This window comes from Brevibacillus parabrevis (genome assembly GCF_003710905.1).
Classification (GTDB): Bacteria; Bacillota; Bacilli; order Brevibacillales; family Brevibacillaceae; genus Brevibacillus; species Brevibacillus parabrevis.
Genome location: NZ_RHHV01000021.1, coordinates 253,376 through 279,040, shown reverse-complemented (window position 1 = coordinate 279,040; position 25,665 = coordinate 253,376). Strand labels below are relative to the sequence as shown.

5 protein-coding genes are annotated in these 25,665 nt (G+C 54.5%); all 5 read right to left on the bottom strand.

Features of this window, described 5'->3' with window-relative positions:
• Positions 1-10 precede the first annotated feature (10 nt).
• The 5 genes from EDM60_RS25700 to EDM60_RS25680 all read right to left on the bottom strand — a co-directional run bounded on the left by EDM60_RS25700 (position 11) and on the right by EDM60_RS25680 (position 25,582).
• Positions 11-1,603 carry an alpha/beta hydrolase gene (locus EDM60_RS25700; protein WP_122966498.1) on the bottom strand — a complete coding sequence of 531 codons (1,593 nt, stop codon included), beginning with the start codon at positions 1,601-1,603 and terminating at the stop codon, positions 11-13.
• A gap of 47 nt (positions 1,604-1,650) precedes the next feature.
• The gene (locus EDM60_RS25695; protein WP_122966497.1) at positions 1,651-2,385 is read right to left on the bottom strand and encodes a thioesterase II family protein; all 735 of its coding nucleotides are present in this window, start codon (positions 2,383-2,385) and stop codon (positions 1,651-1,653) included.
• 59 nt (positions 2,386-2,444) lie between these two features.
• On the bottom strand, positions 2,445-4,244 hold the full coding sequence (locus EDM60_RS25690; RefSeq protein WP_122966496.1) for an ABC transporter ATP-binding protein: 1,800 nt from the start codon (positions 4,242-4,244) through the stop codon (positions 2,445-2,447).
• A gap of 4 nt (positions 4,245-4,248) precedes the next feature.
• Complete coding sequence (locus EDM60_RS25685; protein ID WP_122966495.1) at positions 4,249-6,036, bottom strand: ABC transporter ATP-binding protein; 1,788 nt, start codon at positions 6,034-6,036, stop codon at positions 4,249-4,251.
• An 85-nt stretch (positions 6,037-6,121) separates the two neighbouring features.
• Positions 6,122-25,582, bottom strand: coding sequence for a non-ribosomal peptide synthase/polyketide synthase (locus tag EDM60_RS25680; protein ID WP_122966494.1), 19,461 nt, complete (start codon positions 25,580-25,582; stop codon positions 6,122-6,124).
• Between the last annotated feature and the right edge of the window lie 83 nt (positions 25,583-25,665).

Below are 25,665 nucleotides of genomic sequence, written 5' to 3'. Positions count from 1 at the left end.
GTTTTGCCGCTTACTTTTCCAACTCGCCATCGTCATCCGTTACCGCAAAATTGTAGTTGATCGAGCGGGTAAATGGCTCGCCGTCTTCATTGATGCCCGTTACGTCAAAAGACAGATTGTACACGCCAGGCTTCGTTGGGACGGTAAAATTGCCTGTCAGCTCATCGCCTTTGATCGCGAACTTCACCTGATCGAGCACGCTGGCCTTTTCGCCGTTGAGCGAACGCGTCACATTTGCTTTTTGCAGCAAGGAAGGATCAATTTCGCTATCCCCCAGCTCCACGGAAATTTTCGCTTTGTCGCCCTGCTCGAATACTTTTTTGCTCGCTTTTACCTTCGCCTGCTCGCCGCCTTCAATCGAAGCGACCATGAAGAAGGCATCGTCCTCTCCTTCGACCTCAAGTGTCCACTCGCCCGCTTCAGGCTCAGCGATTTCAATGAAATGATGAACAGCTTCGGCGAAAATGAGAGGCTCGTCCTCCGATTCGCTCTGATCGCGCAAGTCCGCTTCGTACTCTTCGCCGGACGGGCTGATCAATGTCACCTTTGTCGCTTGCGAAGAAGTGATGGTGTCGAGATTCAGCTTTTCAATCCCGCTCTCCAGGAAAAACGTTTCTGTAGCGGTGTCCTCTACTTCGCCCCCGCGCAAAATGAAGGAGCTTTCTTCTTCTGCGGAAGCTTTTGCTTTCGTTTTGCTGATTTTGTTCGGCTGTTCCCGCAGCGTTGCCGATGCTTTTTTCAATTTGGGCTCGACCAGATTCCATGTTTGCGAAGCCTTCGCGATTTGACCGTGGGAAATGTCCTTCGTAAAGCTTTTGATCCCGTAAGGCAAACCGAGAGCAGAGTCTACAGAAACGGCGCCGTCGTCTTCACCGGGCAAAACGGCATGGGCAAACCACGTAGCGCTAAACCAGCCGTCGTCGCCTGTTCCGGCAGCCATATAAGTGGTCGTGGAGCGATTTTCGCTGCGGTTGTCGGTTTGGGAGCGGAAATTCGCCATGTATGACGTTTGCAAGGAGTACACGGCGTCGTCTTTTTTGCCGAGAATATCCGCGAGCCACCCTGCCCAGTTGCTGTAGGCCAGGTCTGCCAATTCTGAACCTTTGTTCGGCGTAGACAGCTGATGGACCACGTTTACATACGGATGTGCCCCGTAGTGGACGAGCGCGGTCTGCGTATCGATGCCGCCTTTGGAATGCGCAATGATGTTGATTTTCGAGACGCCGTAATGATCCGCCACCTTTTTGATCACTTCGGCGAGCTTGGCCCCGTTTGTCCACATGTTTCCGCCAGTGCCGTCTGCGTCTTTCAATTGGACAAAAGCGGTACGATACCCGGCGTTATACGCGGCATCGTAAAACCCGTCTGTCGTGTACCAGGTGTTGTAAGTCGAGTGCAAGCCTTGCACAAAAAGAATCACGGGTTTGTTATTCGACGCGTTGGGAGGGACAGCACCCGTGTACCAGTCGCCAAAATGGCCGTTCGGATTGTCGTCATGCAGCACAGGAGCCGGAGCTGCTGCGCTTGCGACAGTTGGGCAGACCAGTGCCGTCGTTAACGTAGCGGCTGCCAGCATTCGGGACAAAGCTTTGCGGTTCTTCATCATAACACCAACCTTAACATAGAATTTATTTGTGCCATTCCCCTTTGCTAGAAAGAGGAATGGATTGCCACCGTTTTTTCTTCCTTCAGGACATTTTGAATGATTTCGAGAATCGAACTTGTTTGGTGGTGAATGAAAAAATGGCCACCAGACACCGGGAAAAACTGGCACGCTCCCTGGCAGTAGTCGCGCCACGCCCAAATATCTTCGAGTGCAATCGTATCCTCCGTACCGTACAGCACGGTCATGTTGACAGGCACCTGGCGAGGAAGATCGGGATTCATTTCGTATGTCTGCACCGCTTGAAAATCGGCACGCAGGATCGGTAAAAACAGCTCCAGCAGCTCTTGATTTTCCAAGACGTCGTCAGGAGTGCCGCCGAGCTTGCGCAGCGCTTCGACAAACTCGTCATGCGGCAGGTGGTACGTCTTGGCAAGTTTGCCATACGCATGCGGTGCGCGAGAGGCGGACAGAAACAAGTGCTGTGGCAACAGTGCGCCCTTTTGCATCAGCTTGCGGGTCAGTTCAAATGCGACCAGTCCGCCCATGCTGTGGCCAAAAAAGGCAAACGGCGTCTCAGCCAGTGCGGGCGTGATCCGGTCGCATACATCCTCCAGCAGCTCATAAAAGCTGGTTGGCAGGAACACGTCCCGGTTCGGCTGGGGAATGTGTGGGCGCACCTCGAATGCGTCGATTTCCAAAAAGGTCGGCGGAAGTCTCGACTTCCAGCTGTAGTAGATGCCGGGAAGTCCGCCTGCGTACGGAAAGCAAAACAGCTTCATTTCTTTCCTCCCATCTTTGCTGATTGATCGATTGATAGTTTGGCAGATGGAAAACAGGGTCAGATGAGACTTGCGCTGCTTTCCGGCGCCGACAAGGCGGGAGCAGGTCTGTCCTTTCTTTGCTGTACTTCATACATGCTGGCGTACAAGCCGTTTTGCGCCAGCAATTCCGCATGCCGTCCCTGTTCCATCACTTTTCCTTCGTGCAGCACGTAAATCATGTCCGCATGCTCGATGGTCGACAGGCGATGAGCGATGACCAGGACGGTTTTTTCCTGCATGAGAGCCGCCAACGCTCGCTGCACCCAGAACTCCGATTCCGTATCCAAAGCAGAGGTTGCTTCATCCAGTAAAAGAATCGGCGCATTTTTCAGGATCGCTCTGGCAATCGCGATGCGTTGGCGCTGTCCTCCCGACAGCTTGGCCCCTCGCTCGCCTGTGCGGGTCTGATAGCCGTCCGGCAGTTCCATGATGAAATCGTGAGCGTAGGCGGCTTTGCTCGCTCTTATCACCTCTTCTTCCGTGGCGTCGAGGCAACCGTAGCGAATGTTTTCTTCGATGGTTCCCTCGAACAAAAAGGCGTCCTGCGGCACGTAGGAAATCAGGCTCCGCATCTCCGCGATCGAATATTGGCCGATCGGTTTGCCCAGCAAGGAAAGCGAGCCGGCAGAAGGCGGGTAATAGCCTAACAACAGCTTCATCACCGTGCTTTTTCCGCCTCCGCTCGTCCCTACCAGCGCAGCCATTTGACCTCGCCCGACTTGCAGCGACACACCTTGGAGCACCTTTGTATCGGCGGTGTAGCCAAAGTCGACCTGCTCCATTGTCAGCATGCTGTCGTATATCCGGGTTGCGGTAGGGGTGGAAGCTGGTTCGTACCGTTTCGGTTCGAGCGGTTCCTGGAGAAAGCCGACAATCCGCGAAGCGCCTGCCAGCGAGCCTTGCAATGTCGTGATGACCTGCCCAAGCTGCAAAAAAGCCAGTGTCACCAGCATTTGCTGCTGAACCATCGCGACCAGCACACCGAGTCCGATCATTTGTTTGGCGACCATCATGATGCCAAACACAAGCATTCCCCCGAAGCTGACAAACTGGATGAAAAAGTTGGTTCCTTCCAACAGCGCGTGTTTATGTCCTTGCTTGATCGCGGACAAGGTCACTTGTTCATTGGCTTCCGTGTAGCGTGCCGTCACAACCTTCTGTAAATGAAACATCTTGATGACGGGCAAGCCTGCCAAAAAATCGCTCAGCCGTTCTGTGCCCGTTCCAAGCTGCTGCTGCATTTGGTCGCCAATGCGCCGCACCGACTTGGCAAACTGCGCATTCACGTAAAGGGTCAGCGTGCTCACGAGCAAAAGAACCGTGGCAATTTTCCCATCCAAAGCAAACATCCCGACGATCGAACCAATCAGCGACAACATAATGATGCACAGCGTTTTCAACTGTTCGGCATACGCCCGCTCCATCAGCTGGACGTCGTTGCCCAGCCGCGACATCGTATCGCCCGAATGATGCTGCTCATAGTAGGCGAAAGGCAAGCGGCTCAATCGCTGAAAAACAAGCAGCCGGATATTGGCAACCACCTCGCGGACGCAGCGCCGATATATGTAGCTGAAAAAAGGCGACAGCAGACTGAACAAAAGAAACATCGCAGCCATCGTCACGATCGCTCTGGTGAGCAGTGCCGGGTCTTTCGAGCTCGCAAAGTCTGTCAAATCCTTAAACACAAATGGCAAAGCGACCAAAACAGCGGCTTGACCGATTCCATCACCGAGTAGCCCCAAAAAATACGCGCGCTTTTTCGCTTTCATCAGCGACAGCAGTTGCAGCAGCTCCTGCGTTAACTTCTGGATGAACACAACCCTATACCCCCTCTGCTGCCAGCGCTCTTTGTTCATCTGTAGCAAACTGTTTTTGATACAAGCGGGTGTACACGCCGCCTTGGGCAAGCAATTCGTAGTGCGTGCCTCTTTCGACGATTTGCCCTTGCTCCAGGACAAGCACTTCATCCGCATCTTTGATCGTGGAGAGACGATGGGCAATGACCAGTACCGTCCGATTGCGCATTACATTTTCCAGCGCCTCCTGAACGAGTGCCTCAGACTCCGTATCGAGGGCTGACGTCGGTTCATCCAGCAGCAAAATCGGTGCATCCTTCAAAAGCGCGCGGGCAATGGCAATGCGCTGTTTTTGCCCGCCGGAGAGACGGGAGCCTCGTTCCCCGACTTTTGTTTCATAGCCCTGGGGCAGCTCCAGGATGAAATCATGCGCATTGGCCGCTTTCGCCGCTGCGATAATCTCGTCTCGCGTCGCATGCACCCGGCCGTACGAGATATTTTCCGCAATCGATACCGGGAAGAGCGTCGTATCCTGCGAAACCAGCGACAAATAATGGCGCATCTCCGCGGTATTCCAGTCGTTCAGGGAGTGTCCGAACACTCTCATGCACCCGTTGCCTGGCTCGATGCGGTAAAACCCGCACAGCAATTTCAGGATGGTGCTCTTGCCGCTGCCGCTCGCTCCGACCAAGGCAACGGTTTTGTTTGGCGGCAACACAAAGCTTACATTTTCGAGTATCTTCGTTTTTTCGTAGGCAAACGAGACGTTCTCAAACTCGACCGGAACGGCTGCTGGATCAATCGGAATAGCTGTCCGGCCATTTTCCTCCACAGGCTGCAAAAAAATGTCTTGCAGGCGCTTGGCTGCCCCGGAAGTCTCCTGGACTTGGGCAAACAGCACAGGGGCGAGTGACAGCGGCTCGATAATAAAGTGAAGCAAATAGCTGAAAATGACCAGGCTGCCCAAGCTCAGCTCCCCGGTCTGAATCAAGTAGCCACCGTAGGCGACAAAAAACAGGATCGGCGCAGAAAACAGCAAAATTCCGGGAGCGGTCATCCAGGCGCGCTTTTTCTCAGCCAGTATGCCGTTTTTCAGCACCTGCTTCATGCCCGCTGCGTATTTGCGGTACATCACGTCTTCCAGTTGAAAAGCTTTCACCATGTGAATCCCGGACAAAGTGTCCTGGGCAACGGTATTGGCTTGCCCCAAATGCTCCTGCATGCGCTCGGCATACGTTTGCAAAGGTCTGCTCATTCTCCCTGTAATCACGATAGCAATGGGCAGAATCGCGACGCTGAAAATGATCAGCTTCCAATTGATCGACAGCAGCAAGGTCAGTGCCCCGGCAAACACAACCGGCAAATAGAACAGTTGGAAAAAGTGCTGCTGCAAAAAGCTTTGCAAGATTTGCGCATCGCTCGTCAAGCGAGAAACGAGATCGCCCGAATGATATTGATCCATCGTGGACATCGGGACTTTTTCGAGATGCGCCGCCATTTTGTTTTTCAAATCCCGCATGGCTCTGGCGCTAAACCGCGCGGCTGAGTATGTAATAAAATACTTCGCAAGAAAACCGACGATGGTGAGACAAAAAATGATCAGGGCGATATGGAGCAGCTTGTCAAAGTCGTTTGTATGTTCGACCATGCGCTGAATCAGGACCCCCATCAAAATGTCTGCCACCGCGACGAGCAGTGAAGCAAGGATGCAGATGACTACCCAATTTCGGTACGGCTTGACAAACGACAATACCCAGCCGAATACGGCGTTTTTCCTTTTCCTTGTCTGTGGATCTTGCTTGGTAACAATCATGTGCGGCTCCTCTCCAAGGATGTTAGGGATGGACTCCCCTCGGAACAGCTTTCTCCCAAGGGGAATCCCTTACACATTTGCCGTCTTATTTCAGGATGAACAGTTCTTGCAGGATGTTTTGCAAAATCGAAGCATTTTGCGACGCGTAATCGCCTGCCAGCATGCGCGAGTGGATTCCGTGCCCGCTGTACGTCAGCAGTCGTTGCGTTGCATTTGCCCAGGCTGATTCGTTCCACTTGGCTGCCACCGGAGCTTCCTCGTCTGCTTCCAGCTCGGATTGGATGAGGTGGATCGCGGCAGTCGTCATTCCGGTATTGACCAGATTGTTATGGAACATCACATAGCTGACCGTTTTGCGAACGAAGCTTTGCTTGACAAACTCATTGGCGGCGTACAGCTGGAAGTCTTCTTGCGTCATGTTGAACATCTCGGTGTTTTCGCCAATCTCGGCGAATAGCTGGGCAATGTCGTTTTCTGTTTCCGCGACAGTCCGCTCAATCGCCTTGTCTTTCCAGTACGAGTCGAACAAGATGATGTCGGTGACGCCATAGCCCCGCTCCTCCAGTTCTTTCGCCACTTCAAAAGCCAGATTGCCTCCCGAGGAGTAGCCCATGAGCGTGTACGGACCGCTTGGATCAATTGCGGTGATCGCCGCGATATACTGCTCCATCCGGTTGTCATCCTGGATGAAATCAAAGCTGTACAAAGAGACGCCTTGAATTTCCGCCGCAAGCTTCTGGTAGTACACGCTTTGGGCGCCGATCGGCGTGAAGCAAAATACGTTTCGCGCCGTCTCCTGATTTAACAAAATGGCTGTGCCGTATCTGCTCTCAAAGCGCTTATGCGTGATGAAATCGGCCACCTTTTCGATCGTCGGATACTGGAAGATGAGATTCAGCGGCAGCTCGATTTGCATGTACTCATACACTTTGGCAATCAGCAGCGTAGCTTTTAAGGAATGTCCTCCGAGTTCAAAGAACTGGTCGGTGATGCCGATTGGCTCTACTCCCAAAACTTCTTGCCAGATGGCTGCCAGTTGCTGTTCGGTCGCATTTCTCGGCGCTACGTATTCGCGCACGGTCGCATCGGACTGTTGCGGCTTCGGCAAAGCTTTGCGATCCACTTTTCCATTGGCGGAAAGCGGCAGCTGATCCAGCTCGACGAAATAGCTCGGAATCATGTAAGCAGGCAGCTCTTTGGCCAGATGGCTTCTCAAGCCGGATACGGATATGGCTGTTGCTGCGACAAAGTAGGCGCAAAGATAGGAACCAGCCGTAGCGTCATCGTCTCGCGCAACGACCACCGCTTGATCGATGCCCTGGTAAGCGAGTACGGCGCTCTCGATCTCGCCGATCTCGATGCGATACCCTCTCACCTTGACCTGTTCGTCAGCGCGGCCGATGTACTCGATCGTGCCATCCGTCCGCCATTTCACCAAGTCGCCTGTTTTGTACATGCGTTCGCCTGGTCGGAACGGATTTGCGACAAACTTCTCTGCGGTCAGCTCCGGTTTGTTCAGATAGCCTCTGGCAAGCCCGGCTCCGCCGATGCACAGCTCACCGGCCACGCCAATCGGCTGCAAGTGATGCTGCTCATCTACAATGTAGACTTGGACGTTCGCAAGCGGTCGGCCAATCGTGATCGCTTGCCCCGCTTCAATCGAGCGCGAGATGGTGGTGACGACGCTGTTTTCCGTCGGGCCGTACTCGTTGTTGATCTCGATTGCCGGATGCTTTTCTTTTGTTTTTTGCACAAGCTGTACAGGCAGCTTCTCGCCGCCCAGCGTGACGCAACGCAACTGATTGAAGTCGGTTGTCGTCGAGCAATCGAGAATGGCCTGGAACAGACTCGGTACGCCGTAGTAATGGGTGACTTCCGTTGCGGCCATCAGTTTTTTCAGCGCGACCGGGTCTTTGGCAGCTGCTTCTTGCGGCAACACGCACGTTGCCCCTCCGAGCAGCGGAGCGAACAAGCTGGCTACAAAACCGTCGAAGGCAAAGGAGAACACTTGCAACGCCTTGTCATTCGGCCCGAACCCGTATTCGTCTCTTCTCCACTGCAAGCAGTTCGCGATTCCTTGATGCGGGATCATGACACCCTTCGGCTTGCCGGTCGTACCGGATGTATAGATGACGTAGGCAAGGTCAGTCGGTTGGTTGACAGCTGGCAGGTTGGAGCCGCTCAGTCCGGCATCCAGTTCAGCGTTCAGATCAAGGCACTCCGGCAGCTCGCTTGACACCTGGGCCAACAGCGGCAACAGATGCGCCTGGCTGAGCAGCAGGGCTGCGTTGCTATCTTCGAGCAGGTACTGAATGCGCTCCTGCGGATAGCCGGGATCGACGGGAACATAAGCGCCGCCTGCCTTCAAAATACCGAGAATACCGATCACCATTTCCGGTGAGCGCTCCGCCATGATCGCTACCAGACGGTCCGGTCCGACTCCTTTTGCGCGCAGGACCCTTGCCAGTCTGTTTGCTCGCTCGTTCAGTTCGCTGTACGTCAGCGATTGCTCGCTAAAGAGAAGCGCTGCCTGATCCGGGGTTTTGTCGACCTGCTCTTCGAATAGCTGGTGCAGCGTTTTGTCCAGGGGATAGCTGACGGCTGTATCGTTGAACCCGGCCAAAATCTGCTGTTTTTCTTCTGGCAAAAGCATGTCGATCTCGCTCAGGCGAATGTGCGGATTTTGCACGATGCTCGCTGCAATCGCCAGGAAGTGGCGGCTGAACCGTTCCATCGTTTCCCGCGTAAACAAGCTTGTGCTGTACTCCACGCCAATCGTCATTTCTTCCCGCTCTTCCGTAGCGCTGAAAGTCAAGTCGAACTTGGCGTGCTGGCCTGTTTCGTCCGTCATAAACGGCGCAAGCGTGCATTCAGGCAGCGTCATGACCTCTTCCGTGCTGTTTTGGAACGTAAACACGGTGTCAAACAGCGGATTTCGGCTCAAATCGCGCGCGATCGCGAGCTTTTCCACCAGTTCTTCAAACGGGTAATCCTGATGGCCGTACGCATCCAGCGCATTTTGCTTGACTTCTTGCAAAAACTCGCTAAAAGTCTTTTCGCGCTGCGGTTTGTTTCGCATCGCCAACGTGTTCACGAACATGCCGACGATCGGTTCGAGATCGGCATGGGATCTGCCTGTAATCGGCGTGCCGACGATGATGTCCTCCTGCCCGGCATACTTGGCGAGCAGCACGTTGTACGCGGCGAGCAGAACCATGTACAAAGTCGTTCCCGTCGCCTGCGCCAACTGGTGCAAGCCTTCCGTGAGCGCTTTGCCCGCGCCGATCGTGTACTGATCCCCGGCAAAGCTTTGGGTGCTGGGGCGGGTGAAATCGGTCGGCAAGTTCAGCACAGGAATGTCATCGGCAAACGTTTGCAACCAGTACGCTTCCTGCTTGTGGAAGGCAGCCGACTGGGAAAACTCTTGTTGCCACACAGCAAAGTCCTTGTACTGGATACGCAGCTCCGGCAAAACGTCACCCTGGTACAGCTGCACCCACTCTGCCAAAAGAATGCCGGAGGATACGCCATCGGAAATGCTGTGATGCATGTCGGTAAAGAGCACGTAACGATCCTCGCCGATTTTCAGCAGCGACACGCGGATGAGTGGTGCGACCTCCAGATCGAACGGCTGCACGAGAGAAGAAACGAGTTCGCGCGCCTCCTGTTCTGTGACTTCCGAATAGGCAAGCGCAAACGGAACGTCCTCGTGAATGTTTTGCACAGGCTCTCCGTTGACGACGGCAAACGAAGTGCGCAGGCTTTCATGTCGCGCAATCAAGCGCTGGAACGCCGCTTCCACCCGTGTTCGCTCCAGCTTGCCTTCGATCAGCATGGTCGACGGCATGTTGTAGCTGATGCCGACTCCCTCAAATTGATCGAGGATGTACATGCGCTTTTGTGCCGAGGAAACCGGATAGTACGCTTGCTTTTGCACAGGCTCGATCGAGAAGACATTCCCTTTGGCTGTCTCTTCGATGAACGCCGCCAGTTCCTGAATCGTCGGTTTTTCGAACAAGATGCGCAGCGGGATGTCGACCTGGTATTCGTTGTGCATGCTGGAAATGACACGCATGGCACGCAAGGAGTGACCGCCGAGCGCGAAAAAGTCGTCCAGCGCACCCACTTGCGGAACATTCAGCACCTGCTCCCATACTTGGGCCAATCGGGCTTCCCAGACGGAGCGCGGCGCTACATACTCGGTCGTTCTCAGCATGGTGACATCCGGCGCTGGCAAGGAACGTCTGTCTACTTTGCCATTGGCAGTCAGCGGCAGCGCATCCAAGGTGACGAAATACGCTGGAATCATCGCTTGCGGCAGTTCCTTCAGCAAATTCGCCCGCAATTCTGCGGTGTCAAGCTTGTGGTCCGCCACGACGTATGCGCACAATTCCTTTTCCTGCCCGTGATCTTCTCTTGCGACCACGACTGCTTCCGTAATTCCGTCCAGCTTGCGCAGCTGTGTCTCGATTTCCCCTAGCTCGATGCGGACACCCCTGATTTTTACCTGGTGGTCATTGCGTCCCAGGAACTCGACATTGCCATCTGCGCGCCACTTCGCCAGATCACCTGTACGGTACAATCGTTCACCTGGAGCGAACGGATTCGGCACAAACTTTTCTTGCGTCAGCTCAGGTCTGTTCAAATAACCGCGGGCAACCCCTGCTCCGCCGATGCACAATTCGCCCACGACGCCGACAGGCTGCAAGTTCAAATGCGCATCGACCACGTACATCGTCATGTTCGGAAGCGGTTTGCCGATCGGCACCGTTCCCGAGCGGATGGCGGTGACGTCTGTTTCTTCGTAGTAGCTGGTGTCAATGCACGCCTCTGTCACGCCGTAGCTGTTGATAATGCGCATTTTCTGGCCGAAGCGCGCGAGCAACGTTTTGAAGTCTTCCGCCGGGCAGCTGTCTGCTCCGAGAATCAGCAGCTTCATTTGACTCATATCCAGTTCGTTTTCGTAAACGTAGTGCATCAACGGCATGATCAAGGCGGGTGTCGCTTCGAAAATGGTAATTTCGTGACGCCTGATGATCTCGTACAGCGAAGCTGGGTCCATTTTGACCTCATTCGGGCAGATGACCAGTTGCCCGCCTGTCAGCAGCGCCCTGGCAAAATCGCCCGTCGAGACGTCAAAGGCGAAGCTCGCCATTTGCAGCAAACGGACCGGGAAGCTGTCCAGGTGATATTCGTCTTTCCAGGCAAACGCGACATTGGCATAGCTGCGGTGCTCGATGACGACCCCTTTTGGCTTGCCCGTCGTACCGGATGTGTAGATGATGTAAGCGGCGTTCTCCGGCTGCGCAACGTGCTCCAGATTGCCCGTCTCCTCCTGATCCACTGTCTCTGTATCCAGATAAAAGGTTTCATAAGGGAAGGCAACTTGACTGTTCATTTTTTGCAAGGTGAGCAGCAGCTTCGCCTCGCTGTCTTCGAGCATGAACGCTTGACGCTCCAGCGGGTAGTCCGGATCAATCGGGACGAATGTTCCGCCTGCTTTCAACACGGCCAGCATGCCGATGACCATGTAGAGCGAGCGGTCTACGAGGATGCCGACGGTGCTCTCCGGCTTGACGCCTTTTCGCCGCAGGACGCGGGCGAGCTGGTTTGCTTTTGCATTCAACTCCTGATAGGTCAGCTGTTCATTGCCGAACAGAACGGCAATCTCGTTCGGTGTTTTTTCCACTTGCTCCTCGAACAGCTTCTGGAACGTTTTGTCCGTCGGATAGGCCGTTTTGGTTGCGAGGAAGCTGTGCAGCATGTGCTCCGTCTCTGCTTTGGACAACACGCTGATCCGGGCGAGCTCGATGTCGGGATCGGCTGTGATTGTTTGCAAAAGCTGAACGTAATGGGCGGCCAGTCGATCAACCGTTTCTTTTGCAAACAGCTTCGTGCAATAGCTGAATTGAACAAGAAGTCCATCCTGTTTTTCCATCGCATCCAGGGAAAGGTCGAATTTGGCGATGTGGCCGTTCACCGGATAAGGCGACACTTTCAGATCCGCTACTTCTCCTTCGGCTGATTCGGCAAGCCCCAGGCTGAACATCGTATCAAACAGCGGGTTTCTGCTCAGATCGCGCCGCACTTGCAGCTTCTCGACCAGATGCTCGAACGGATAGTCTTGATGCTCGAAGGCATGGAGCGCATTTTGCTTCACGTCTTCCAAAAAGGCGCGGAAGCTCAGGCTGCCAGCGGCCGTATTTTTCAAAGCGAGCGTGTTGACGAACATCCCGACAATGCGCTCGACATCTGCGTGCGAGCGGCCTGCGATCGGTGTGCCGACGACGATTTCTTCCTGTCCGGCGTACTTGGAGAGCAACACATGGTAGGCAGCCAGCAGCACCATGAACAAGGTCGTGCCAGTCTCGGCAGCGAGCTTGCGCAGTTGTTCCAGCAGGTGATGTCCGGTGCCAAGCGCGACCGTGTCACCGTCAAAGCTCTGCACAGAAGGTCTTGGATAGTCATGGGGCAGATTCAGCAAAGGAATCTCCCCGGCAAACGTCCGGGTCCAAAAATCCTCCTGTTTTTGGAAGCGATCCGACTGAGACAGCTTGGTCTGCCACACAGCAAAGTCTTTGTACTGGATGCGCAGGTCGGAAAGCTGTTTTCCTGCATACAAGCTGGCAATTTCCTCGACGATGACCGCAAGCGATACGCCATCGGAAATAATGTGGTGCATATCCATGAAGAACAAGTGCCGCTCTGCGCCAAGCTTGATCAGATTCACTCTGAACAACGGGGCTATCTCCAGATCAAACGGCTGGATTAGCTCCTGGATGAGCGATTCGCTCTGATCTTCTGTCGCCTCCAAAAGGCGGACAGGCAGCTCGACATCCACATGGACTCGTTGCAGCGGTTCCCCGTTTACCGAATGGAACGAGGTGCGCAAAGATTCATGCCGTCTAACCAGGCTCTGGATGGCAGCAGCAAAGCGGTCATAATCGAGCTTGCCTTCCAGCACCAGCACACTCGGCACGTTGTAGCTGATCCCGCTTCCTTCGAACTGATGCAGGATGTACATTCGCTTTTGGGCAAACGACACGGGATAAAACGCGGCAGGCTCGACTGGCTGGATCGTCTCGAACTGCTCGAATGCGCTCTCGGCAATATGCGCAGCCAACTCATGGATCGTCGGAGTGGCAAACAGTGCTTTTAACGGCAGCTCCACCTGGAATGTCTTATGGACTTGCGTGATGACGTTCATCGCCTTCAAGGAATGACCGCCGATTTCAAAGAAGTTGTCGTGAATGCCGATTGCCGGAATGCCCAAAACTTCTTGCCAAATCTGTTGCAGCTTCGCTTCGGTATCATTTTGCGCAGCGACAAAGGCGCTTCCTGTCGTCCGCTCGCCGGATGGCTGCGGCAATGCCCGGCGGTCAACCTTTCCGTTCGCGGTCAACGGCAGCTTTTCCATTTGCACATAGTAGGCAGGGACCATGTAGCCAGGCAACTGTTTGGACATCGCTTCTCGCAGCTCGGCGGCGTCGACGGCCTGTTCTGGCACAAAGTAAGCGCAGAGAGCTTTTTGCCCGTTCGCCTCCTCGATCACGGCCACGACTGCTTCTTTTACTTGTGCCTGCTGGGACAAGACCGTCTCGATTTCCCCAAGCTCGATCCGGTATCCCCTGATTTTGACCTGCTGGTCGATTCGGCCCAAATACTCAATCGTCCCATCCGGCAGCCATCTCGCCAAATCTCCGGTGCGATACATCGTTTCGCCAGGCGCAAACGGATTGGGCACAAACTTTTCGGCGGTTAATTCCGGGTTGTTCACATAGCCTCTTGCGACACCGTCACCACCGACGCACAGTTCACCCGGCACGCCGATCGGCTGGGGCTGATTGTTGCCGTCGACGATATATGCGGTGGAGTTTGCAATCGGCTTGCCAATCGGAATCTGCTCTTCAAAATGCTGTTCAATCAAATAGCACGTCGAGAAGGTCGTGTTTTCGGTCGGGCCGTATCCGTTCCAGATTTCCAGGTCAGGAAGGGCACTTTTTACTCGGTTGATGTGCTTCGGCGACAACGCTTCGCCACCGACGATCAAGGCGCGCAAGCTGTCAAACATCGCCGGATTGTCTTGCGAAAGCTGGTTGAAGAGCGGCGAGGTCAGCCACATGGTCGTAATCTGATTCGTCCGCAGGAAGCTGCCCAGCTTTTCGGCATCCAGCAAGACGTCCTTGCTCACCAAATACAGGCTGGCCCCGTGCAGCAACGCGCCGAAAATCTCAAATGTCATGGCGTCGAAGCCAATCGCGCCGGTTTGAATCATCCGGTCGCTCTCGCGCACTTGCACGTAATTCGTATGCGTAACCAAGCGGGTGACGTTGCGATGCTCGACCATGACTCCTTTTGGCTTGCCTGTAGAGCCTGAGGTGTACATCACATAAGCCAGGTCACTCGCACCGTTGACAATCGCCGGATTGCCGCAATCTTCCCGGTGCAGGCTCTCCTCTTCCAAAACGATTGGCGTCAGCCCTTCGCCGACGAGCGGCAGCAAGTGCTTTTGCACGAGGACAACTTTCACGCCGCCATCTTCCAGCATGTAAGCCAGGCGTTCGGACGGATGCTCCGGGTCCAGGCCCAGGTAGGCGCCGCCCGCTTTGAGAATCCCCATGATGCCTGTAATCATTTCCAGCGAACGATCTGCGAGCAGACCGACGATGCTCTCTTTCCCGACTCCGTTTTGACGAAGGACATGGGCGAGCTGGTTCGCTTTTTCGTTCAGCTCCCGATACGTCAGCATCTGTCCGTCCATCACGACCGCTGCATGCTCCGGAGTTTTTGCTGCCTGCTGCTCGAACAGCTCCTGAATCGTCAGATCGCGCGGATACGCGGCAAACGTGTTGTTGAAATCAACGGTCACAATTCGGCGCTCTTCCTCGCTGAGCAGGCTGATCTCGCGCAAGGCAGTTGCTTGGTCGGCAACGACTTGGCGCAGCACTTGCAGGAAGTGACCCGCCATTCTTTCGATTGATTCTCGCTGGAACAATTTGGTCGAGTAGACGAGCGCAAAATGAATGCCTGTCTCGTCCTCGTGCGCTTCCAGCGTGAGATCGAATTTGGCGTTGCCTGCTTGTGCCGGATATGCCTCCAGTTTCAGCCCATCCAGCTCGTAAGCTTTTTGGTCCAGGTTTTGCAAAATAAACATGGTGTCAAACAGCGGATTGCGGCTGAGATCCCGCTGGATGTCCAGCTTTTCGACCAGTGCTTCGAACGGATAATCTTGATGGGCGTATGCTTGCAGCGTATTTTGCTTGACCTCTTCCAAAAATGCCTGGAAGTGTTTCGTCTCGACCGGATAGTTGCGCAAAGCGAGCGTGTTGACAAACATCCCCAGAACGTTCTCGATATCGGCGTGCGATCTGCCCGCAATCGGTGTGCCGACGACGATGTCTTCCTGTCCGCTGTACTTGGCAAGCAGCACATTGTAAGCCGCCAGCAATACCATGAACAACGTCGATTGGCTCTCCTGAGCGAGCTTGTGAAGATCGTCCAGCAATGCTTTGTCTGCCTGGAACGAAACGCAATCTCCTTCAAAGCTCTGTGTCAGCGGACGAGAAAAATCGGCTGGCAAGTTAAGCACCGGAATGTCGCCAGAAAACGCGTTCAGCCAGTAGTTTTCATGCTCGGTATAGACGTCGCTCTGGAACAGTTCAGACTGCCAGACGGCGAAATCTTTGTAATGGACGGAAAGCGCAGGCAGTTCTTCGCCTCGATACAGCTTCGAGAACTCTTCCATAATGATTCCGGCCGAGACGCCATCCGAGATGATGTGATGCATATCCAGCAGGAACAGATGCCGTTTCGCTGCCAGCTTGAAAAGTCCGACCCGCAATAGCGGAGCTTTTGTCAGATCAAATGCTTGCACGAACGACTCGACGGTTGGCTCCACTTGCGCTTCCGTCACTTCCGCGTACTGCACATTCAGCTCGACATGCTCGTGTACGCGCTGGACAGGCTCGCCATTTACCGTATGGAAGGATGTGCGCAGCGATTCGTGCCGCTCGACCAATCCGTGGATGGCGGCTTCAAAACGCTTCCGCTCCAGATCGCCTTCGATATACAACGCGCTCGGCATGTTATAAACCGTGCCTGTGTCCGCAAACTGGCGCAGGACATACATCCGCTTTTGCGCGGAAGAAACAGGATAATACTCTTGCAACGGTGCAGGCTCGATCGGCACATACGTCTCTTTTCCGCTCGTGGCGACATACTGGGCCAACGCCTTGATCGTAGGCTGCGCGAACAGCACTTTCAGCGGAAGCTCAACCTGATACTCGCGGTGCACCTGTGCAGCGACAGCCATCGCTTTCAAGGAATGTCCGCCGATCTGGAAAAAGTTGTCGAGAATGCCGATGCCGCTAACCCCGAGCACGCGTTCCCAAATCTCTGCCAGCTTGCTTTCCACCGCATTTGTCGGCGCGACATATTGCGCTTCGGTTACGGGCTTGCCTTCTGGCTTCGGCAAGGCTTTCTTGTCGACTTTGCCGTTTGGCGTAAGCGGAAGCTGATCGAGCTGCACAAAATGCGCAGGAATCATGTACGACGGGAGTCGCTTCGACAGATGCGACCACAGCTTCGTGACATCAAGCTGTTCGTCGGCGGTAAAATACGCTGCCAGAGCCGACTGGCCAAGCTGATCCTCATAGACGACCACAACAGCCGCTGTCAGCTTTTCCGCAGCCAGCAGAGCCGACTCGATCTCGCCGATTTCAATTCGGTAGCCTCGGACTTTGACCTGTTCGTCGATGCGCCCAATGTATTCAATCGTTCCGTCCGGGAGCCACTTGCCAAGATCGCCCGTCTTGTACATGCGCTCGCCTGCCGCAAACGGATGGGAAACGAACTTCTCTTCCGTGAGCGCTGGCTTGTTCCAATAGCCTCGTGCCAAGCCGCGGCCGCCGATGCAAATCTCCCCGACCACGCCGATTGGCTGTAGCTGGTGATATTGGTTCACGATGTACAGGCTGGTGTTGGCAATCGGCCGCCCGATGGTGATGGCAGCATCCGGACCCGCAAGGCGCTGCCAGGTGGCGACGACACTGCTTTCTGTCGGGCCGTACTCGTTGACGATGACCAGATCGGGATTCAGCTGCTTGCATTTTTCAACAAGCTGCGCCGTAATTTTTTCTCCGCCGAGTGTGACGGTTTGCAGCGGACGGATATCCGCTGGCGTGCTGCATTCCAGAATGGCCTGGAACAAGCTCGGCACGCCTGTCATCAAGGTGCAGCGCGAAGCGGCGATGAGCTTTTTCAAAGAGACTGGGTCCTTGGCTTCTTCATCCTCCGCCAGTACGACAGTTGCCCCGGAAAGCACAGGCGTAAAGAAGGACAGAACGAAAGCGTCAAAGGCAAAGGACAGAGACAGCAAGCTTCTGTCGCCAACCTTCATTTGGTACTCCGCTTTCTTCCACAGCACGTTGTTGACGATGCCCCGGTGCTCGACCATGACCCCTTTTGGCTTGCCAGTCGTACCCGATGTGTAGATGATGTAAGCCAGATCGGAAGCGGTATTGATCGGCTGCAAATTCGAGCGGTGCACACCATAGTTGCTCTCGTCGTCGAGATACAGGCATTCCGCGGTCACGCTGGAACCAAGCTTCGCTCCCAGATGCTTTTGCGTCAGCACCAGGCGGGCTTGGCAATCCGTCAGCATGTAGGCGACACGCTCCTCCGGATATTCCGGGTCGATCGGCACGTAAGCTCCGCCTGCTTTCAAGATGGCGAGGATGCCGACGACCATCTCCACAGAGCGGTTCGCCATAATCCCTACAGGTTGGTCAGGCTGTACTCCCCGCTCCCGCAGCGTAGCGGCAAGCTGGTTGGCTCGCTCATTCAGCTCCTGATAGGACAGGGGCTGCCCGCTGATTTCCACGGCTGTTGCCTGCGGCGACTTTTCCGCTTGTTCTTCAAAAAGCGCCTGAAGCGTTTTGTTTTGCGGAAAATCTTTGTGCGCACCGTTGAAGTCGACCAGCAAGCGCTGCTTTTCCGCCTCTGTGAGCATGGTGATCTCGGACAACGGCATTTCCGGTTCCGCAATGACCGCCCGCAAGATTTGGATAAAATGGGTCGCTATTTTTTCGATCGTCTCGCGCGAAAACAGCTTGGTGCTGTAATCCAGGCTAAAGATGATTTCCGCGTTTTCTTCGTACGCCTCCAGCGACAGGTCAAACTTGGCCTGTTTCACCTCTGCCGAATAAGGAGTAATCGTCAATTGCTCCATTTCGAACGGCTTTTGCTCCATGTTTTGCAAAATGAAAACCGTGTCAAACAAAGGGTTGCGGCTCAAATCCCGTTGCATGTCCAGCTTGTCGACGAGTTCATCGAGCGGATAATCTTGATGCTCAAACGCTCCCAGCGTGTTGGTTTTCACTTCGGCCAAAAAGTCGCGGAAAGTTTTGCTCCCGGCTGGCTCGTTGCGCAAGGCCAGTGTGTTGACAAACATTCCGACGATGGACTCCGTTTCGGCATGGGACCTGCCAGCCGTAGGAGCGCCGACGATGATGTCCTCTTGCCTGGAGTATTTGGACAGGAGCACGTTGTAGGCGGCCAACAGAACCATGTAGAGCGTCGTGCCTGTCTCTTGGGCGAGCTGATGCAATTGTTTTGGCAAAGCAGTGCCGGAGCCAAAGGCGAAGCGATCTCCCGCAAAGCTTTTCACAGACGGTCTGGGGTAATCCGTCGGCAGATTGAGCACGGGGATTTCTCCCGTAAAGGTGTTGAGCCAGTAGGCTTCCTGCGCGGCAAATTCCTCGGTCTGGAACCAGTCCTGCTGCCACTTGGCAAAATCTTTGTACTGAATGCGCAGCGCTGGCAGATCTTCCCCGTGATAGAGCTGGGCAAATTCCTCGATGAGCAGGCCGATGGAGACGCCATCGACGACAATATGGTGCAAATCGAGCATGAACAGGTGACGCTCTGGCGCCAGCTTGATGAGTCCGGCACGCAACAGCGGGGCTGTTCCCAGATCGAACGGCTGGATAAACCGCTCGGCTATTTGCCGGGTCTCTGCTTCGGTCGCTTCGCCAAACGAGATGGCCAGTTCGACATCGTCATGCACACGCTGAACCGTCTCGCCTTGCACGGAGTGGAACGAGGTGCGCAACGATTCGTGGCGTTGCACCAAACTTTTCAGCGCCTGTTGCAGCCGCTCTGTATCCAGCTTGCCGTCGAGATACATGAAGCCTGGCATGTTGTAGCTGATGCCTGCCCCTTCCATTTGCTGCAGAATGAACATTCGCTTCTGTGCCGCGGAAACCGGGTAATACTCCTGCTTTTCGACAGGGTGGATTGCTGTGTACGTGCCTTTGCGGGCAGCCGCAACAAGTGGGGCCAGGCCCGCGATCGTTGGCGATTCAAACAGGACTTTCAACGGTACGTCCACCTGGAAGCTGCGCTGGAGCAAAGAAATGACGTGCATCGCTTTCAAGGAATGTCCGCCCAGTTCAAAGAAATGATCGTGAACCCCGATCGGCTTGACTCCAAGCACACTTTCCCATATCGCTGCGAGCTTGGCTTCCCATTCGTTGCGCGGCGCCACATACACGGCAGCAGATGCGGCGGCATCCTCCGGTTGAGGCAATGCCTTGCGATCCACTTTGCCGTTCGCTGAAAGCGGCAACTGCTCCAAGAAAACAAAAGCGGACGGAACCATGTAGGCTGGCAAGGTGGCAGACAGGTACGTTCTCAGCTCCGCTGTCTGGATGTCCTGCTCCGCTACGACATAGGCGTACAGGCTGTTTTGCCCTTTGCCATCCTGGCGGGCCATGACGACGACCGCTTTGACCGCTTCATGCTGCAAAAGCGTGGCTTCGATTTCCCCCAGCTCGATGCGGTGACCTCTGATTTTGACTTGATGGTCGATGCGTCCCAAATACTCGATATGGCCATCTGGCAAATAGCGGACCATATCTCCGGTACGGTACATGGTGCCGCCCGGCTCAAACGGGTTGTCGACAAAACTTGCTTTCGTCAGCTCCTCGCGCTGCCAATAGCCGCGGGCCAAACCGTCTCCGGCAATGCACAGCTCTCCCGCTACGCCTACTGGCTGAAGCTGGTTGCTGGCATTGACGACATACAGCCGGACGTTGTCGATCGGTTTGCCGATCGGAATTGCGCTGTATTCCTGCTGGCGCGGGCAAGGCCAGTAGGTCGCATCAATGGTTGTTTCTGTAGGGCCGTACAAGTTGATCAACTGAGCTTGCTGTGTCTCGTAAAAACGCGAGACGAGGGCAGGCGTCAATGCTTCTCCGCCGCAGAACACTCGCTGCAAGCTCGTGCATGCGCTCCAGCCCGGGTCGGTCATGACCAGATCCAGCAAGGACGGAACCATCTGCAAGGTCGTGATTTTCTCATCTCGAATGAGACGAGTCATGTAGGCGATGTCGCGATGCCCGTCCGGCTTTGCCAACACCAGTTGTCCTCCGGTGATGAGCGGCAAATAAAACTCCCATACGGAAGCGTCGAAGCTGAACGGCGTTTTTTGCAGGACAGCATCCTCGGTCGTCAGCGGGAACGTCTCTCTCATCCACAACATGTGATTGCAAATCGCCTGATGGGAGATCATGACGCCTTTCGGATTGCCCGTCGATCCCGATGTGTAGATCACATAGGCCAAGTCGTCCTTGCCAGTGACGTTGTCCAGGTTCGTGTCGGCTCCGGTGTAAATCGCTTCCTCGTCTACGTCGATGATCTCCCCTTGATAAGCAGCCAGCTCCTGCAAATGACGCTGCGTCAGCAAAATCGGCGCCTGGCTGTCGCTGAGCATGTACTGGATTCGTTCTGGCGGATAGCTTGGGTCGATTGGCGTGTACGCGCCGCCTGCTTTGAGCACAGCCAGCATCCCGACGACCATGCCTGGCGAACGGTCCACCATAATGCCGATCAACGTATCTGGTCCGGTTCCGTGACTGCGCAGCAAACGGGCCAGCTGGTTCGCCCTGGCGTTCAGCTCGCGATAGGTCAAGGCATATTCTTCGTACACGACGGCCACTTCATCAGGCGTGCGTGCTGCTTGCTCCTCCACTAATTGATGCAAGGCGGTCGCGGCGGTACGCTCGACAAACGTATCGTTCACGTTCAGAAGGAGTGTGCGTTTTTCCGCTTCCGTCATCATGTCGATGTCCGCGAGGCTTGCCGTTGGCTGCTCACTGATCCAGCGCAAAATTTCCAGGTAATGCCGGGCCATTCGCTCGACCGTTTCTTTCTTGAACAGCTTGGTTGCGAATGTGAGCTGGAACTGAATGTCCGCTGGCGATTCGCTTGCGTTCAAAGCGAGATCGAACTTGGAAATTTTGTTGAACAGCTCATAGGGCGACGCTGTCAGCTCGGCGATGGCAAGCGACTGCTGGTTCGCGTTTTCCAAAGAAAACAACGTGTCAAACAACGGATTTCGGCTAATATCCCGCTGAATCGCCAGTTTTTCCACGAGTTCTTCAAATGGATAATCTTGATGGTCATAGGCTGCAAGCGCATTTTGCTTCACTTCCTGCAAAAATTGCGCAAACGTTTTGCTGCTGGCAGGCTGGTTGCGCAGCGCCAATGTGTTCACGAATATGCCCATGATGTTTTCCACGTCCGCATGGGAACGTCCAGCGACAGGCGTCCCGACGATGATGTCTTCCTGGCCGGTATACTTGGACAGCAGCACATTGTAGGCGGCAAGCAAAATCATGTACAAGGTGGTGCCTGTTTCTGACGCTACCTGTTGCAACCGCTCCAGCAGTTCTTTTCCGGCGGCAAAAAGGACGAGATCGCCTGCAAAGCTTTGCACGCTAGGGCGCGGATAGTCAGTCGGCAGGTTCAAGAGCGGAATTTCATCAGCAAACGTGTTCAGCCAGTGCTGCTCCTGCTTCTTGTATGCCTCCGTCTGAAACAGCTCATTTTGCCAAGCAGCAAAATCTTTGTATTGCAGCGAAAGCGGCTGCAAGTCTGCTCCCTGGTACAACTCGGCAAATTCACGCAGCAAAATTTGCGAAGAAACGCCGTCCGAGATGATATGGTGCATGTCGAGCAAAAACAAATGGCGGTCTTTGCCCAGCTTGAGCAAACCTGTTCGCATCAGCGGAGCGACCCCGAGATCAAACGGACGGACAAACTCGCGCATGATTTTCTCCGCCTGGTCTTCGGGAGCCTCCAGCATGAAAAGCGGCACTTCTACTTCCTCGTGCACTTTTTGCACAGGCTCGCCGTCGATCCGGTGGAACGAGGTGCGCAAAGCTTCGTGGCGCTCTGCCAGCTGTTGCACAGCGCTGGCAAACCGGGCGTAGTCCAGCTTTCCTTCCAGGAGAATCGCACCCGAAATGTTGTAGCTGATTCCGTTGCCTTCGAACTGTTGCAGGATATACATTCTTTTTTGCGCAGATGAAACCGGGTAAAACTCCTGCGCTGCCACGGGTTGAATCGCGGTGTACTCGGTTTTTTCCGACCGCGAAAGGAAGCGGGCCAGCTCCGCTACGGTTGGATGTTCGAACAAGGCCTTTACGGGCAATTCCACTTCCAGCGCTTTCGAGACTTGGAAAACGACAGTCATCGCCTTCAACGAGTGTCCGCCCAAGTCAAAGAAATCGTCGTGAATCCCTACCTGGCTTATGCCCAGCACTTGCTGCCATATCTCGGCCAGCTTTGCCTCGATTTCATTTTGCGGAGCTGCATACGCCGTGCCTGTGACGACTGCGCCAGCTGGCTTCGGCAATTTTTTTCGCTCTACTTTTCCGTTCGCGGTCAGCGGAATTTCCGCCAAGCGAATAAAGAAGGAAGGAATCATATAGGAAGGCAGCGTGCGCCCCAAAAATTCTCTCAGCTCAGCTACCGTCAGTTCCCGCTCGGAAACAAGGTACGCGTACAACACGTTTTGGCCGCTCTCATCCTTTTCCACGATCACGACCGCTTCCTTGACCGCCTCATGCTGCGTCAGGCGCGTTTCGATTTCGCCCATCTCGATCCGATGGCCGCGAATCTTCACTTGATAGTCCATTCTGCCTGCATACTCCATGTTTCCATCAGGCAGCCATTTTGCCAGGTCGCCTGTTCGATACATTTTGGTTCCCGGACGGAACGGGTTGTCGATAAACTTTTCCTTCGTCAGCTCCGGTCTGTTGAAATACCCTTTGGCTACGCCGTCTCCGGCTATGTACATTTCGCCAAGCGAGCCGACGGGCACCGGCTGCATGGAAGCATCGAGCAAATAAAGCTGGACGTTGTCTGCCGGGACACCGATTGGCACCGACTCCTGGGTCGTTGTTTGCGGGTCATACAAGTAAATCATGCAACCGACAACGGTTTCGGTCGGTCCGTACTCGTTGAAAATTTGCACGTTCTCTCCGAAATGGTCGTAAATTTGCTTCGCCAGCTTTGTCGGCAAGTTCTCGCCGCCGACGATGAACCGCCTGATGCTGCTGGCCTTGCCGTCGATGTGTTCAATCAGCTTCAGGTGTGTCGGCGTCAGCTTGATGATCCCGACTTTGTTATCTTTGATGATGTCCAAAATGACCTGTACCTTGTCTGCCCCTCTGTACACATGAATCGTGTTGCCGGACAGAAGCGGCGTGAAGATCGAGGTGACGGTCAAATCGAACGAAATAGATGAGTACAGCGGAAAGTCCACCGCTTCGCCTTGGACGTACACCTTGTTGGCCCACCAGATGTAATTGACCAGGCCTTGATGAGTAATCATCGCCCCTTTTGGATTGCCGGTAGAACCGGAAGTGTAGATCATGTACGCCAAATCATCAGGCTTGCTCTCGGGTGCGAAGGATGTGCTGCCGCCTTCGTACAAGGAACGATCGTCCAAATAAAGCACGCTGCCTGCAAACTGGATGTTTGGTTGCAGATGCGACTGGGTTAACAGCAGCGTGGTCTGGCTGTCATCGAGCAAATACTGGATGCGATCTTGCGGGTACTCGGGATCAATCGGCAAGTAGGCAGCACCTGACCGCAAGACAGCCATGATCGCCACGATCAGCTCCAGTGAATGTTCCGCCATAATCGAGACGATGCTGCCGCTGGCGATTCCTTTTTCGCGCAAAGCATTGGCAAGCTGGGCAGAACGCTCCATCAGCTCCTGATAGGTCAGGGTGTCCTCGCCGCAAACAACTGCTGCTTTCGCTGGTGTCCGGCTCGCTTGTTCCGCGATCAGCTCGAAAATCGTTTTGTCCCGCGGATATTCAGCAGCCGTGTCGTTGTAGGCGACGAGCAGTTGCTGCTTTTCCTCTTCGGTGATGATGCCGATCTCGTGCAGGTGTACATGCGGATTGCCGATCACCTGGTCAATGACGGTGCGGAGATGCCCTTCGATTCTGTTTACGAATGACGAATCATACACCGCGGCATTGTAGCTTAGCTTCACGTACAGCTCGTTCGAGGGAGCGAGGGCGACGACCACGTTCAAATCATAGGAGGTCTGCTCATCCCCGCTTTCTACGGTGAATTGAAACCCTAATGATTCTTCCAGATGCTTCATCGAATGATCGGGGTAATTTTCAAACGTGACCAAATGATCGATCAATTCCTGTTTCAGCACCGTTGTGCTCTGAATTTCGTACAGCGGCGCGAAATCGTAGGTGGCAGACGCCAGGGCTTGCTTTTGCACGGTTTGCAGCAGTTCGCTGAACGTCTGTTGTTTGTTCGTCTGGACGCGGGTCGGAATCGTGTTGATGAACAAGCCGACCATGCTCTCAATTCCTTGGATTTGCGGCGGGCGGCCTGATACGACCGAGCCGAAAACGACATCGTCCGCATTTTTGTATGTGCTGGCCAAAATGCCCCAAAGAGCTTGAAACACGCTGCTCATCGTCGCCTGATTTTGATTCGCGATCTGGATCAGCTGCTGCGTCTTCTCGGGAGCGATCGTGAACATCGCCTCGACATGTTCATAGCGGCTTGCTTCCGTTCCAAGCTTCTTTTTCGGAAAAGCAGCCTGATGGTCATATCCTGCCAGGTAGTTTTGCCAATAAGCGAGGGCCTCGTCCTTGTTTTGCTTATCCAGCCACTTGATATATTCGCTGTACGGCTTCGTCGCTTCCCGCGGAATCGGCTCGCCTTTTCGCAGCGCTGCGTAATAGGTCAGCAGCTTATGCAGCAAGACGCCCAATGTCCAACCGTCCACGATAATATGATGGAAGGCCCAAACCAATCGGTACTTGTTCTCGGCCGTTTGAAAAATGGCTGCTTTCATCAAGTTGTCTTTTGTCAGGTCGAATGTATGATGTTGCTTCGTGTACGCTTGTATGTACGCGTCCTGCTCTGCGCTTGGCAAATGCGCGATGTTTTCGCAAGGAACGGTCACTTTTCTTTCCTTGAACACGACTTGGCGAGGTCGCTGCATGTTTTGGTATACAAAAGCCGTGCGCAATACTTCGTAGTTTTCCACGAGCTTGTTCAGACTCTGCTCAAAAAGCGGCAGGTGAAAATCGCCCTCGATCGTTGCAGACATCTGGAGGCAATAGGCGCTGCTGCCCGTGTCTGTGACAGTGTGAAACAACATACCCTCTTGCAATGGGGTTAGCGGGTAAATTTTTGCGATGTTTTCCTGCTTTTTCATTTGGCACCTCAACTCTGTGATTTATCGGTTCAAAGAGGGTTCCTCCAATAAAAGCGCCGCGTGCCCCACTTTTATTGGAGGAA

Bases quoted from the DNA above. Each gene is read 5' to 3' on its own strand.
- EDM60_RS25700 (WP_122966498.1), bottom strand. From the start codon at position 1,603: ATGAAGAACCGCAAAGCTTTGTCCCGAATGCTGGCAGCCGCTACGTTA.
- EDM60_RS25695 (WP_122966497.1), bottom strand. From the start codon at position 2,385: ATGAAGCTGTTTTGCTTTCCGTACGCAGGCGGACTTCCCGGCATCTAC.
- EDM60_RS25685 (WP_122966495.1), bottom strand. From the start codon at position 6,036: ATGATTGTTACCAAGCAAGATCCACAGACAAGGAAAAGGAAAAACGCC.
- EDM60_RS25680 (WP_122966494.1), bottom strand. From the start codon at position 25,582: ATGAAAAAGCAGGAAAACATCGCAAAAATTTACCCGCTAACCCCATTG.